The organism is Kitasatospora fiedleri (assembly GCF_948472415.1).
Taxonomy (GTDB): Bacteria; Actinomycetota; Actinomycetes; order Streptomycetales; family Streptomycetaceae; genus Kitasatospora; species Kitasatospora fiedleri.
Window position 1 is genome coordinate 1,352,152 of sequence record NZ_OX419519.1, and the last position, 13,668, is coordinate 1,365,819.

At 73.0% G+C, this 13,668-nt stretch carries 10 protein-coding genes and 2 pseudogenes; 3 read left to right on the forward strand and 9 right to left on the reverse strand.

The features are described 5' to 3' along the window. Positions 1–51 precede the first annotated feature (51 nt). Positions 52–672, reverse strand: a complete 621-nt coding sequence (locus tag QMQ26_RS06575) for an L-threonylcarbamoyladenylate synthase (RefSeq protein WP_282205073.1) — start codon at positions 670–672, stop codon at positions 52–54. A gap of 9 nt (positions 673–681) precedes the next feature. Then, positions 682–1,479, reverse strand: coding sequence for a polyphosphate kinase 2 (ppk2, locus tag QMQ26_RS06580; protein ID WP_100838353.1), 798 nt, complete (start codon positions 1,477–1,479; stop codon positions 682–684). 318 nt (positions 1,480–1,797) lie between these two features. Here ppk2 and QMQ26_RS06585 point away from each other — a divergent pair, with 318 nt between their 5' ends. Then, complete coding sequence (locus tag QMQ26_RS06585; RefSeq protein WP_282205074.1) at positions 1,798–2,763, forward strand: LysR family transcriptional regulator; 966 nt, start codon at positions 1,798–1,800, stop codon at positions 2,761–2,763. Here the strand turns inward: QMQ26_RS06585 and QMQ26_RS06590 are convergent. The 4 genes and pseudogenes from QMQ26_RS06590 to QMQ26_RS06605 form a co-directional block, all read right to left on the reverse strand. Beyond that, entirely contained in the window at positions 2,736–3,242 is a 507-nt protein-coding gene (locus tag QMQ26_RS06590) for a GNAT family N-acetyltransferase (protein WP_282205075.1), read from the reverse strand. The two genes, QMQ26_RS06585 and QMQ26_RS06590, sit on opposite strands and share 28 nt — an antisense overlap. A gap of 155 nt (positions 3,243–3,397) precedes the next feature. Further along, entirely contained in the window at positions 3,398–5,221 is a 1,824-nt protein-coding gene (aspS, locus tag QMQ26_RS06595) for an aspartate--tRNA ligase (RefSeq protein WP_100835277.1), read from the reverse strand. Next, a pseudogene (gene hisS, locus QMQ26_RS06600) lies at positions 5,218–6,479 on the reverse strand (histidine--tRNA ligase). The gene aspS and the pseudogene hisS overlap by 4 nt, the downstream one beginning before the upstream one ends. Before the next feature lie 11 nt (positions 6,480–6,490). Then, a complete protein-coding gene (locus QMQ26_RS06605) occupies positions 6,491–7,198 on the reverse strand; it encodes an MBL fold metallo-hydrolase (protein ID WP_100835279.1) in 708 nt (235 codons plus the stop codon). A gap of 223 nt (positions 7,199–7,421) precedes the next feature. Between QMQ26_RS06605 and QMQ26_RS06610 the strand changes: the two genes are divergently transcribed. Both QMQ26_RS06610 and QMQ26_RS06615 read left to right on the forward strand, forming a co-directional pair. Next, positions 7,422–8,174: a peptidylprolyl isomerase gene (locus QMQ26_RS06610; protein WP_282205076.1), complete on the forward strand. Its 753-nt coding sequence runs from the start codon at positions 7,422–7,424 to the stop codon at positions 8,172–8,174. A 208-nt stretch (positions 8,175–8,382) separates the two neighbouring features. Beyond that, positions 8,383–9,612: a DUF349 domain-containing protein gene (locus tag QMQ26_RS06615; RefSeq protein ID WP_100835281.1), complete on the forward strand. Its 1,230-nt coding sequence runs from the start codon at positions 8,383–8,385 to the stop codon at positions 9,610–9,612. A 117-nt stretch (positions 9,613–9,729) separates the two neighbouring features. Here QMQ26_RS06615 and QMQ26_RS06620 read toward each other — a convergent pair whose 3' ends face one another. The 3 genes and pseudogenes from QMQ26_RS06620 to QMQ26_RS06630 form a co-directional block, all read right to left on the reverse strand. Then, positions 9,730–10,521 (reverse strand): hypothetical protein, encoded by a 792-nt coding sequence (locus QMQ26_RS06620; protein ID WP_282205077.1) that lies wholly within the window; start codon positions 10,519–10,521, stop codon positions 9,730–9,732. A 97-nt stretch (positions 10,522–10,618) separates the two neighbouring features. Then, a pseudogene (locus QMQ26_RS06625) lies at positions 10,619–12,909 on the reverse strand (RelA/SpoT family protein). 188 nt (positions 12,910–13,097) lie between these two features. Beyond that, positions 13,098–13,652, reverse strand: a complete 555-nt coding sequence (locus QMQ26_RS06630; RefSeq protein ID WP_100835284.1) for an adenine phosphoribosyltransferase — start codon at positions 13,650–13,652, stop codon at positions 13,098–13,100. Positions 13,653–13,668: the final 16 nt, after the last annotated feature.

Below are 13,668 nucleotides of genomic sequence, written 5' to 3' on the forward strand. Positions count from 1 at the left end.
CCCGAGCCTATGCGACGGCTCCGACAGCCGGCCCCGGCCGGGGCCGGGCCGTCATTCGAAGCGTTCCGGGTCGCCCGCGCCGTAGCGGACGATCTCCGGCACCCCGTCGGAGAAGTCGACGACCGTCGTCGGCACCGTCCCGCAGTCGCCGGAGTCGACCACCGCGTCCAGCACGTGGTCGAGGCGCTCCTTGATCTCCCAGCCCTGCGTCATCGGCTCCTCCTCGCCGGGCAGCAGCAGGGTGCTGGAGACCATGGGTTCGCCGAGTTCGGCCAGCAGCGCCTGGGTGACGGCGTGGTCGGGGATGCGGACGCCGACGGTCTTCTTCTTCGGGTGCAGCAGCCGGCGCGGCACCTCCCTGGTGGCGGGGAGGATGAAGGTGTAGCTGCCGGGCGTCGCGGCCTTGACGGCGCGGAAGACGTTGTTGTCGAGCTGGGCGAACTTGCCCAGCTGGGCGAAGTCCTGGCACATCAGGGTGAAGTGGTGGCGGTCGTCGAGCCGCCGGATGGTGCGGATGCGGTCCAGGGCCTCCCGGTTGTCGAGGCGACAGCCGAGGGCGAAACAGGAGTCGGTCGGGTACGCGATGAGGGCGCCGTCCCGGAGGCTCGCCACCACGGTGCCGACGGTGCGCGGCTGGGGCGTCTCGGGGTGCACGTCGAAGTACTTCGCCATTGCTCGACCCTACTTCCCGGCCTGCGCCAGCACCGTCGCGGCGTGGTCGAAGACGTACTTCTGCAGGTCCCGCGGCGGGCGCTGGTAGCCGCGCGGCTCGGGGCGGGGCGGCAGGGCGACGGCGGGCCTGACCACCTCGTGGTACGGGACGGTGGACAGCAGGTGGGCGATCATGTTGATCCGGGCGCGCCGCTTGTCGTCGCTCTCGACCACGTTCCAGGGTGACTCGGGGATGTCGGTGTAGACGAACATCTCGTCCTTGGCCCGCGAGTAGTCCTCCCACCGGGTGAGGGACTCGACGTCCATCGGGGAGAGCTTCCACTGCCGCATCGGGTCGTGCAGCCGGTCGCGGAAGCGGCGCTCCTGCTCGACGTCGCTGACCGAGAACCAGTACTTGCGCAGCAGGATGCCGGCCTCGACCAGCATCCGCTCGAAGGTGGGGCACTGGTGCAGGAACTGCCAGTACTCCTCGTCGGTGCAGAAGCCCATCACCTTCTCGACGCCCGCCCGGTTGTACCAGGAGCGGTCGAACAGCACCATCTCGCCGGCCGCCGGGAGCTGTTCGACGTAGCGCTGGAAGTACCACTGGCCGCGCTGGCGCTCGGTGGGGGCGGGCAGGGCGACCACCCGGGCGATCCGGGGGTTGAGGAACTCGGTGACGCGCTTGATCGCGCCGCCCTTGCCGGCCGCGTCCCGGCCCTCGAAGACGACCACCATCCGGACGCCCTCGGTGCGCACCCACTCCTGGAGCATGACCAGTTCGCGCTGGAGGCGGAGCAGCTCGTCCTCGTAGAGCTTCCTGGGCATCCGCTCGGCCCGGCGGGGCTTCTTGCCCGCCCTGCCCGCGCCGCCCGCCTTGCCTGTGCTGCTGCCCGCCCTGCCCGCCTTGCCTGTGCTGGGTGCCGCCACGGGTGTGCCCTCCGCTCACCGGGTCGTCGACGCTGACGATCCCTCAGGCTAAGGGCCGCCGGGCGCCGCCGCAGTTCGGGCGGCCCACGGGCACCCCTCCCCGGCGGGCACCGGCGGTCCCCCGTGCCGCCGGTGCCGTGCGCGCCGGGGAAGGCCGGACCACTCTGCGGCACCCCCGGGGCCCGGGTCCAATGCCTTGCTCCATAACCTGGGGGCATGGATGTGGACACCCGGATGCTGCGCTACCTGACCGCGGTCGCCGAGGAGGGCCAGCTGACCGCGGCCGCGGCCCGGCTGGGGGTGAGCCAGCCGACGCTGACCCGGCAGGTCAGGGCGCTGGAGCGGCAGCTGGGGGTGGAGCTGTTCCGGCGCTCGCGGACCGGGGCGGTGCCGACCGCGGCGGGCGCGGAGCTGGTGGCGCGGGCCGCGGAGCTGCTGGCGGGCTGGGAGGGGGCGCTGCGGGCGACCAGGCTGGCGGCGGCGGAGGCCGGCGGGGAGCTGCGGGTGGGCTTCGAGGGGTCGACGATCAACCTGCTGGGCCGGGCGGTGGTGAAGGACTTCACCCGCCGGATGCCGGGCTGGCGGGTGCGGCTGCGGCAGAACGACTGGTTCGACGAGTCCTCCGGCCTGGCCTCGGGCGAGCTGGACCTGGCGCTGTGGCACGCCCCGGCGTCGATGGCCGAGCGGTACGCGCACGCGCCGCTGGGCACCGAGGAGCGCTGGGTGGTGCTGGCGGCCGACCACCGGCTGGCGGCCCGGACCGCGCTGGACGCGGCGGAGCTGTGGGACGAGCCGTTCGTGGCGATCCCGGAGCAGGCCGGGGTGTGGCGGGAGTACTGGCTGGGCGCGCCGGAGCGCGGCGGGCGGCCGGTGCGGATCGGGGCGGTGGCGCACAACGCGGACGAGTGGATGGCCGCGGTGGCCTGCGGGCAGGGGGTGGGGTTCGCGCCGCGCGCGGTGGGCCGCTGGGCGAGCCGCCCGGACGTGCGCTGCCTGCCGGTGCGCGGGCTGGGGCCGAGCCTGGTGGGGCTGTTCCGGGCGCCGGGGCGGGCGGAGACGCCGGCCATGGCGGCGTTCGCGGAGTCCTGCCGGCTGCACCTGGAGGTGCAGTTCCGGGCGACCGGTGGCGGCCGGTCGGTCCCGGAGGCGGGCGCTCAGACCTCGGCGAACGGCGCGGGGTAGCGGCACATCCCGTGCGGGACGCCGCCGGCGCCGGGCAGCGGCAGGGCCTGGAAGTACCCGTCGGGGACGTCGAAGGGCCCGGTGATGCGGTGCCCGGAGGCGGGCGCGAAGCCGAACCGGCCGTAGTAGCCCGGGTCGCCGAGCACCACCACGACCCGCTCGCCGGCCTCGGCGGCGGCGGCCAGCGCGGCCCGCACCACGGCGGTGCCGACGCCCTTGCGCTGCCACTCGGGGGCGACCGCGACGGGCGCGAGGGCCAGGCCCCGGCCGTTGCCGATCCGCAGCCGGGTGAGCAGGGCGTGGCCGATGACGACCTCGCGCTCGTCCACGGCGACCAGGGACAAGGCGGGCAGCCAGGCGGCGTCGCGGCGCAGCGCGTCCACCAGGTCCGCCTCTTCGGGGCCTGGGAAGGCCGCCATGTGCACCCGCCGGGTCTCGGCGGTGTCGGTGGGGAGTTCAACTCTGGTGCGTACGGTCATCCTTGATCCCTCGTGCGCCCTGCACCCCGTTGTGCAGCGGTCCGGCCCCGGGCGGTGGCAGCCTACTCCTGGTGGGCGCGCACCGGCCGGGGCCGGGACGAATCGTGATCTCCGTGATGCCCCGTCAGAACTCGGCGGGGCACCCGGGGCGGGGGTCAGGCGGTGGGCTCGGCCTCGCTCCCGGCACCGGCCTTGGCGGCGTCCTTGGCGTCCTTGGCGTTGTCCTTGGCCTTGGGCTGGGCGTCCACCCCGGCCTCGCGGCGCTGGGCCGGAGTGATGGGGGTGGGGGCGCCGGTCAGCGGGTCGCCGCCGGTGGAGGTCTTCGGGAAGGCGATGACGTCCCGGATGGTGTCGTAGCCGCCCAGCAGGGTGACCACGCGGTCCAGGCCGAGCGCGATGCCGCCGTGCGGCGGCGGGCCGTAGTTGAAGGCGTCCAGCAGGAAGCCGAACTGCGCGGCGGCCTCCTCCTCGGACAGGCCGATCGCGTCGAACGCCCGCTTCTGCACGTCGCGCTGGTGGATGCGGATCGAACCGCCGCCCAGCTCCGAGCCGTTGAGCACCAGGTCGTAGGCGTTGGAGAGCGCGCTGCCCGGGTCGGTGTCGAAGGTGGCCAGCGACTCGGCGGTCGGCGCGGTGAAGGGGTGGTGCACGGCGTGCCAGCCCTGGAACTCGCCCTTGTCGTCCTCGATCGGCTCGAACATCGGGAAGTCCACGACCCAGAGGAAGGCCCACTGCGACTCGTCGATCAGCCCGCAGCGGCGGCCGATCTCCAGGCGGGCGGCGCCGAGCAGCTCCTGCGAGGGGGTCTTCTTGCCGGCCGCGAAGAACACCGCGTCGCCGGGCTTGGCGCCCGCGGCGGCGGCCAGGCCGGCCAGGTGCTCCTCGGACAGGTTCTTGGCGACCGGGCCGCGCAGCTCGCCGGTCTCGGCGTCCACCAGGACGTACGCGAGGCCGCGGGCGCCGCGGGCCTTGGCCCAGTCCTGCCAGGCGTCGAGCTGCTTGCGGGGCTGCGAGGCGCCGCCGGGCATCACGACCGCGCCGACGTACGGGGCCTGGAAGACCCGGAACCCGGTGCCCTTGAAGTACTCGGTCAGGTCGGTGAGCTCCTGGCCGAAGCGGACGTCCGGCTTGTCGGAGCCGTAGCGCGCCATCGCGTCGGCGTAGGTCAGGCGGGGCAGCGGGTTCGGGATCTCGTACCCGTGCACCTCCTGCCAGATCCGGCCGACGATCTTCTCGCCGAGGGCCAGCACGTCCTCCTGGTCGACGAAGGACGCCTCGACGTCGAGCTGGGTGAACTCGGGCTGCCGGTCGGCGCGGAAGTCCTCGTCGCGGAAGCAGCGGGCGATCTGGTAGTAGCGCTCCATGCCGGCCACCATCAGCAGCTGCTTGAACAGCTGCGGCGACTGCGGCAGGGCGTACCAGTGGCCCGGCTGGAGGCGGACCGGGACGAGGAAGTCGCGGGCGCCCTCGGGGGTGGAGCGGGTCAGGTACGGGGTCTCGATGTCGAGGTAGTCGTTCTCCTCCATCACCGTGCGGATGATGTGGTTGACCTTCGAGCGCAGCCGCAGCGCGCGGGCCGGGCCCTCGCGGCGCAGGTCGAGGTAGCGGTAGCGCAGCCGCACCTCCTCGTTGACCGAGCCGGGCTCGTACTCGGCGACCTGGAACGGCAGCGGCGCGGCCTCGGACAGCACCTCGATGGACTCCACGACGACCTCGACCGCGCCGGTCGGGATGTCGGGGTTCTCGTTGCCCTCGGGGCGGACCCGGACCTCGCCGGTCACCTTCACGCAGTACTCGGACCGCAGCCCGTGCACCGACTCCAGGTCGCGGACCACGACCTGCACGGTGCCCGAGGCGTCCCGCAGGTCGATGAAGGCCACGCCGCCGTGGTCACGGCGGCGGGCCACCCAGCCGGCCAGGGTGACGGTGGTGCCGGCGTGCTCCGCGCGGAGCGTGCCCGCGTCGTGCGTGCGGATCACAGCTGCTTCTCCTTCAGGGTGGTGACGAGCGCCGCCAGGGCGACGGGGGTCTGCTCGCCGGACTCCATGTCCTTGAGCTGGACCACGCCCTCGGCGAGGTCCCGGTCGCCCGCGATCAGGGCGTAGCGCGCACCGACCGGTCGGCGGACTTCATGGCGTTCTTGATGCCCTTGACACCGAACGCGAGGTCGGTGGCCACCCCGGCGCGGCGCAGCTCGACCGCGGTGGCGAACAGGACGGTCTTCGCCTCCTCGCTGAGCGCGACGGCGTACACCTCGGTGCCGGCCGGCAGGTCGAGGGCGACGCCCTCGGCCTCCAGCGCCAGGAAGGTGCGGTCCACGCCGAGGGCCCAGCCGACCGAGGGCAGCGCCGGGCCGCCGATCATCTCGGACAGGCCGTCGTACCGGCCGCCGCCGCCGATCGCGGACTGGGCGCCGAGGCCGTTGTGCACGAACTCGAAGGTGGTGCGGGTGTAGTAGTCCAGGCCGCGGACCAGCTTGGGGTCGTCGGTGAACGCGACGCCCGCGCGGGTGAGCAGGTCGCGGACCTTCTCGTCGTACTCCTTGCAGTCCTCGCAGAGGAAGTCCCGCAGCATCGGGGCGTCGGTGAGCTGGGCCTGCACCGCCTCGCGCTTGTCGTCCAGCACCCGCAGCGGGTTGATCTCCGCGCGGCGGCGGGTCTCCTCGTCCAGGTCGAGGCCGGACAGGAACGCGATCAGCGCGGCGCGGTAGACCGGGCGGCACTGCCTGTCGCCGAGGCTGTTGAGCAGCAGCGCGTAGTTCGACAGGCCGAGCGAGCGGAAGGCGTCGTCGGCCAGGATGATCAACTCGGCGTCCAGGGCCGGGTCCTCGGCGCCGATCGCCTCCGCGCCGACCTGCGAGAACTGCCGGTAGCGGCCCTTCTGCATCCGCTCGTAGCGGTAGTAGTTGCCGGAGTACCAGAGCTTGACCGGCAGGTTGCCCTGCTTGTGCAGGTTGGCCTGGAGGGCGGCGCGCAGCACCGAGGCGGTGCCCTCGGGGCGCAGCGCGAGCTCGTCGCCGCCCCGGGTGGTCAGGTTGTACATCTCCTTGGTGACGATGTCGGTGGACTCCCCGACACCGCGGGAGAAGAGCTTCACGTCCTCGAAGACCGGGGTCTCGATGTAGCCGTACCCGGCCCGGCGGGCGGGGGCGGCGATCGCCTCGCGGATCGCCAGGAAGGTCGCCGAGGTGGGCGGCAGCAGGTCGTAGGTGCCCTTGGGGGCGGTGAAGGTGCTCAACTTCTCTTCCGTCACATTCCTCGTCGCGGGAAGGCCGGCGCGCCGAACGCACCGCCCGCCTGCTGGAGGTAGGGGTTGGTGGCGCGCTCTCGGCCGATGGTGGTCTGGGAGCCGTGGCCGGAGAGCACCACGGTCGCGTCGTCGAGGGGCAGGCACACCCGGGCCAGCGAGCGCATGATCGCCGCGCTGTCTCCGCCCGGGAGGTCGGTGCGCCCGATGGAGCCGGCGAACAGCAGGTCGCCCGAGAAGAGCACCGGCGGGACGTCCGGTGCGGCGGGTGTCCTGAACGTCACCGACCCCCCGGTATGGCCGGGGGCGTGGTCGACGGTGAGGTGGAGCCCGGCGAGTTCCAGCACGGCGCCGTCGGTCAACTCCCGGACGTCGTCCGGCTCGCCGACGGTGATCGAGCCCATCAGCTGCTGCCCGAGCGAGCGCCCTAGCGCCTTCTCCGGGTCCGCCAGCATGTAGCGGTCCGCGGGGTGGACCCAGGCCGGTACGCCCTGCGCGCCGCAGACCGGGACCACCGAGGCGACGTGGTCGATGTGTCCGTGGGTGAGCAGCACCGCGACCGGCTTGAGCCGGTGCTCGCGGATCAACTCCTCGACGCCGTCGGCCGCTTCGTGGCCCGGGTCGACGATCACGCACTCCTCGCCGGCGGCGGGTGCGACCAGGTAGCAGTTGGTGCCCCAGGCCCCGGCGGGGAATCCGGCGACGAACACGCGAGTCCTTCGTTCATGCGGTGGCGGTCTGCTTTTCCCCCGCAGCCTACCGGCGGCACCGGGCCGCGGGCGAACCGGTTGTCCGGTGCGTTCAGGGCTTTCTCATCTCGCGCTGATCCCGTCCTGACGCGCGGGGTCCTTACACTGGGCCGCCGACGGGTGCGATGATCCGTGCACGCCAGCTCGAAGTCCCCCCACTACAACATCCCAGGAGACACGTCCGGTGGTCAGCAGCGAACAGCGGCGACGGCAGCTCGCCCGTGAGAAGTACGAGCGCCAGATGCAGGCGCGCGCCGAGGCGTCCGCCAAGCGCAGGAAGCGCAGCGCGATCGTCGCCGGGGTGCTGGCCGTCGTGGTGATCGGCGGCGTCTCCGCCGTCGCCACCGAGGCGTTCGACTCGGACGGGAAGAAGGACGACAAGGCCGCCTCCGCCGCGCCGTCCCCGTCCGCCAGCGGCAAGCAGTGGGCCACCGAGCCCGCGATGTCGATCGACACCGCCGCCGCGTACACCGCGACGATGGACACCTCGGCCGGCAAGGTCACCTTCAGCCTGGACGCGGCGAAGGCCCCGCACACCGTCAACTCCTTCGTCTTCCTGGCCGGTCAGCAGTTCTGGGACGGCACCAAGTGCCACCGCCTGACCACGGAGGGCATCTACGTCCTGCAGTGCGGCGACCCGACCGGCACCGGAACGGGCGGCCCGGGCTACCAGTTCGCGGACGAGAACCTCACCGGCGCGACCTACCCGGCGGGCACCGTCGCGATGGCCAACTCCGGCGCGAACACCAACGGCAGCCAGTTCTTCCTGGTCTACAAGGACACCCAACTGCCGCCCAGCTACACCCCGTTCGGCAAGATCACCGGCGGCCTGGACGTGCTGCAGAAGATCGCCGACGCCGGTGTCCAGGGCGGCGGCGGCGACGGCGCGCCCGCCACTCCGGTCAACGTCACCAGCATCACCGCCGCGAAGGGCTGACCCGCCGCGAAAATCGACCGGCGCCGGATGCGGACAGCACCGGCGCTGGTCGCCTATGTTGCTGTTGTATAGGGTGCCCAGACCGTCGGCCGTCACCCTCGGCGCGAGAACAACGGCGGCTCGGGACGGCGGGCTCCATCGGTCCGCCGCACATCAACTGTGGACGACGCTCCCGCCCGTGGGCGTGGCGTCATGTGGAGGAGGCGCTGTGAGCAGCGACCCGTGGGGCCGTGTCGACGAGCAGGGGAACGTCTACGTGAGGACGGCCGACGGCGAACGCCAGGTCGGCTCCTGGCAGGCCGGCTCCCCCGAGGAGGCCCTCGCCTACTTCGAGCGCAAGTTCCAGGGCCTGGAGGCGGAGACCGCCCTCCTGGAGCACCGGGTGCGCAAGACCGACCTGGCCGCCAAGGAGGCGCAGGCCGCGCTGGAGCACCTGCGCGCCCAGGTCGCCGAGGCGCACGCGGTCGGCGACCTGGCCGGGCTCGCCGCCCGCCTGGACACCCTGGCCGGCGAGATCGAGACCCGGCAGAGCGAGCGCAAGGCCGCCCGGGCCAAGGCCCAGGAGGAGACCCGCGCCGCCAAGGAGGCGCTGGTCGCCGAGGCCGAGCAGCTCGCCGAGTCCGAGCAGTGGCGGGAGGCCGGGGACCGGCTGCGCGCCCTGGTCGACAACTGGAAGGCGCTGCCGCGGCTGGACCGCAAGAGCGACGACGAGCTGTGGCACCGCTTCTCGCACGCCCGCTCGGTCTTCTCCAAGCACCGCAAGGCGCACTTCGCGGCGCTCGACTCGGAGCGCGAGTCGGCCCGTTCGGTCAAGGAGAAGCTGGTCGCCGAGGCCGAGGCGCTGTCCGGCTCCACCGAGTGGGGCCCGACCGCCGCCGCCTACCGCGACCTGATGACCCAGTGGAAGGCCGCCGGCCGCGCCCAGCGGGACGCGGAGGAGGAGCTGTGGGCCCGCTTCCGCGGCGCCCAGGACGTCTTCTTCCAGGCCCGGTCCGCCGCGTTCTCCGAGCGCGACGCCGAGCAGGGCGAGAACCAGAAGGCCAAGGAGGCGCTGCTGGTCGAGGCCGAGGCGATCCTGCCGATCACCGACCTGAAGGCCGCCAAGGCCGCGCTGCGCGACGTCTCCGAGCGCTGGGAGGCGATCGGCCACGTCCCGCGCGACGCCCGCCCGAAGCTGGACGGCCGGCTGAGCGCGGTGGAGCGCGCCGTCCGCGAGGCCGAGGAGGCCGAGTGGCAGCGCTCCAACCCGGAGGCCCGGGCCCGCGCCACCGGCATGACCGCCCTGCTCCAAGCCGCCGTCGACAAGCTCCGCGCCGACCTGGACAAGGCCCGCGCCGCGGGCAACACGTCCCGGGCCGCCAAGCTGGAGGCCGAGCTGGAGGGCCGCCAGGCGCTGCTCGACCAGGCCCAGAAGTCGCTCCAGGAGTTCACCTCCTGACCCGGCACCGCCGAGAGGGCCCCGTCCGCGCCGGACGGGGGCCCTTCGCGTACGTGGCCTTCGCGTGCGTGGCCCTCACGTACGGGCCCTTCGCGTGCGGGCCCTTCGCGTGCGGGGTCACACCACCGAGGGCGTGGCGGCGGGCGACTCCAGCTGGTCCAGGTCCAGGCTCTGGTCGGGCCCGGGGGTGGCGCCGGGGACGGGGGTGCCGAACTCGCTGAACTCGACCTTCCCGGTGTCCTGCTCCAGCTCCAGCGGCACCGGCGCGCCGGTGGTGGCCACGTACAGGGTGCCGGTGCCGGAGCCGCCGCTCAGCGCGAGGGCGGGGCGGCCCTGCACGGTGGCCGGTTCGCCCCGGGTCACGCCGCTCCCCGCGCTGCCGAGCCGGTCGGCCAGCGCGGTCAGGTCGCACAGCTCGGTGATCTCGGCGAAGTCCGGGTTGTCGCTGGTGGTCCGCAGGTAGCGGTCGCCGACCCGGTCGGACATCGCCGATCCGCCGTGGGTCTGCCAGAACTCCTGGTCGGGTCTCACCCACAGCTGCGGACCGGCCTTGACCACCTCGAAGCTGCCGACGCCGAGCTGGCCGAGCGTGCCGGTGCAGTCGCCGGCGGTGTTCAGCCGCAGGTCCACCCTGATCCGCGCGCCCCGGGTGCTCAGCGTGCCGGCCGTCCGGACGGTGCCCGCGTCCCGGAGGCCCTGCACCGCCCGCTGGAGGGCCTGGTCGGCCGGGAGCCCGGCCACCCCGTTGTCCCCGGGCGCGGAGGCCGCCGCCGCGCCGGCCGTCACCGCGCTGCCGGTGCCGCTCGCCGCCGGGCCGCCGGAGCCGCCCGAGCCGCTGCCGCAGCCGGCCACCAGCGCCGCGGCCGCCGCCGCGCCGACCGCCGTCGTCCTGAGCCGTATGCCGTGCACGCTGCCTCCCGGAAAGCCGACCGCCCCCACCCGGCCAGTGTCGGCGGGGCGGGGGCGGGCGGCGACCGGAGCGGCCGCGGGGCCGCCGGACCCGCGGCTACCTGTTGCGCGCCGAGGTGACCCGGTAGACGTCGTAGACGCCCTCGACGCCGCGCACCGCCTTGAGCACGTGGCCCAGGTGCTTGGGGTCGCCCATCTCGAAGGTGAACCGGCTCATCGCGACCCGGTCGCGGGAGGTCTGCACGGCCGCCGACAGGATGTTGACGTGCTGGTCGGAGAGCACCCGGGTGACGTCCGAGAGCAGCCGGGAGCGGTCCAGCGCCTCCACCTGGATGGCGACCAGGAACACCGAGGACTGGGTGGCCGCCCACTCGACCTCGATCATCCGCTCGGGCTGCTGCTGGAGGGACTCCACGTTGACGCAGTCCGCGCGGTGCACCGAGACGCCGTTGCCGCGGGTGATGAAGCCGACGATCGGGTCGCCGGGCACCGGGGTGCAGCAGCGCGCCAGCTTCACCCAGACGTCGTCCACGCCCTTGACGATGACGCCCGGGTCGCCCTTGGCCCGGCGGCGCATCGCGCGCGGCTGGTGCGAGGGGGTGGCGGTCTCGGCGAGGTCCTCGACCGCGCCCTCCTCGCCGCCCATCGCCTGGACCAGCTTCTGCACGATCGCCTGCGCGGCGACGTGGCCCTCGCCGATCGCCGCGTACAGCGAGGAGATGTCCGGGTAGCGCATCTCGTGGGCGAGGGTGACCAGCGAGTCCCCGGTGAGGATGCGCTGGATCGGCAGGCCCTGCTTGCGCATCGCCCGGGCGATCGCCTCCTTGCCCTGCTCGATCGCCTCCTCGCGGCGCTCCTTGGAGAACCAGGCGCGGATCTTGTTCCGGGCCCGGGGCGACTTGACGAAGCTCAGCCAGTCCCGGGACGGGCCGGCGTTCTCCGCCTTGGAGGTGAACACCTCCACCGTGTCGCCGTTCTCCAGCGTCGACTCCAGCGGCACCAGCCGGCCGTTGACCCGGGCGCCGATGCACCGGTAGCCGACCTCGGTGTGCACCGCGAACGCGAAGTCCACCGGGGTGGCCTGCGCGGGCAGCGCTATCACGTCGCCCTTCGGGTGAAGACGAAGACCTCGTTGCTGGACAGGTCGAAGCGCAGCGACTCCAGGAACTCGCTCGGGTCCTCGGTCTCCTTCTGCCAGTCCAGCAGCTGCCGCAGCCAGGCCATCTCGTTGACCGCGTCGGCCTTGTCGTGCTGCCGCCCGTGGGTGGGCGTGTCGGTGCGCACCTTGGAGGCGCCGGCCACCGCGCGCTGCTTGTACTTCCAGTGCGCGGCGATGCCGTACTCGGCGCGGCGGTGCATGTCGAAGGTGCGGATCTGGAGTTCGACGGGTTTGCCGCCGGGGCCGATCACCGTGGTGTGCAGCGACTGGTACATGTTGAACTTGGGCATCGCGATGTAGTCCTTGAACCGCCCCGGCACCGGGTTCCACCGCGCGTGGATGGTGCCCAGCGCCGCGTAGCAGTCGCGGACGGTGTCGACCAGGACCCGGATGCCCACCAGGTCGTAGATCTCGGCGAAGTCCCGGCCCCGGACGATCATCTTCTGGTAGACCGAGTAGTAGTGCTTGGGCCGGCCGGTCACCTGCGCGGTGATCCGGGCCCCGCGCAGGTCGCCCTGCACCTGGTCGATCACGGTGGCCAGGTACTCGTCGCGCTTGGGGGCGCGCTCGGCCACCAGCCGGACGATCTCGTCGTACATCTTGGGGTAGAGGATGGCGAAGGCCAGGTCCTCCAGCTCCCACTTGATGGTGTTCATGCCCAGCCGGTGCGCCAGCGGGGCGTAGATCTCCAGCGTCTCGCGGGCCTTCTTCTCTTGCTTCTCCCGCTTGAGGTAGCGCATCGTGCGCATGTTGTGCAGCCGGTCGGCGAGCTTGATCACCAGCACCCGCGGGTCCTTGGCCATCGCCACGACCATCTTGCGGACGGTCTCCGCCTGGGCGGCCTCGCCGAACTTGACCCGGTCCAGCTTGGTCACGCCGTCGACCAGCAGCGCCACCGAGCCGCCGAAGTCCTGCCGGAGCGTCTCCAGGCCGTAGTCGGTGTCCTCCACCGTGTCGTGCAGCAGGCCGGCCATCAGGGTCGGCGCGTCCATCCCCAGCTCGGCCAGGATGGTGGCCACCGCCAGCGGGTGGGTGATGTACGGGTCGCCGCTCTTGCGCTTCTGCCCGCGGTGCCACTTCTCCGCGACGGCGTACGCCCGCTCGATGTCCTTCAGCAGCCCCGGGTCGGCCTTGGGGTCGTTCGCCCGGATCGTCCGGAACAGCGGCTCCAGCACCGGGTTGACCATCGAACTGCGCTGTCCGCCCAGCCGGGCGAGCCGAGCCCGCATCCCGCCCTGCGAAGAGCGGGAACTGGCGGCAGCGGCCGTGGGCACAACCTCGTCGGGCAAGGACACTCCTACGTCGGATCAACCTTCATCGTACCGACAGTGCGCCCCCCTGCGGCGGCGCGCCCGCCTCGAACGGAGAACCGCCCGGGAACGGTCGTGTTCCCGGGCGGCCCTCGAACAGCGCGGTGTCACACCACGACGAGCGTCTCCAGCGGTGCGCCGTGCAGGTGCGCGGCGAGCTTCGCGCGCCCCGGCAGGAAGCCGAGCTCCATCAGCACCACCACGCCGACCAGTTCCGCCCCGGCCTCCTGGACCAGGTCGAGCGACGCGGCGATCGTCCCGCCGGTGGCCAGCACGTCGTCCACCACCAGCACCCGCTCGCCGGGCTCGAACGCGTCGCACTGCACCTCCAGCGTCGCCGACCCGTACTCCAGGTCGTACGAGCGGGAGAACACCTCGCCGGGCAGCTTGCCCTTCTTGCGGATCGGGACGAACCCGAGGCCCGCGGCGAACGCGGCCGGCGCGGCGAGCACGAACCCCCGCGCCTCCAGCCCGACCACCTTGGTGGCGCCGAGCTCCTTCGCCCGTCCGGCCAGCGCCCGGGTCAGCACGCCGAACGCCTCGGCGTCGGCGAGCAGGGGGGCGATGTCCTTGAACAGGACACCCGGCTTCGGGTAGTCCTGCACGTCCCGGATCCGGCTGTTGAGCAGCTCGGACAGGACGGGGTCGGTGGTGGAGGTCACGGGGGTTCCTTCGCGG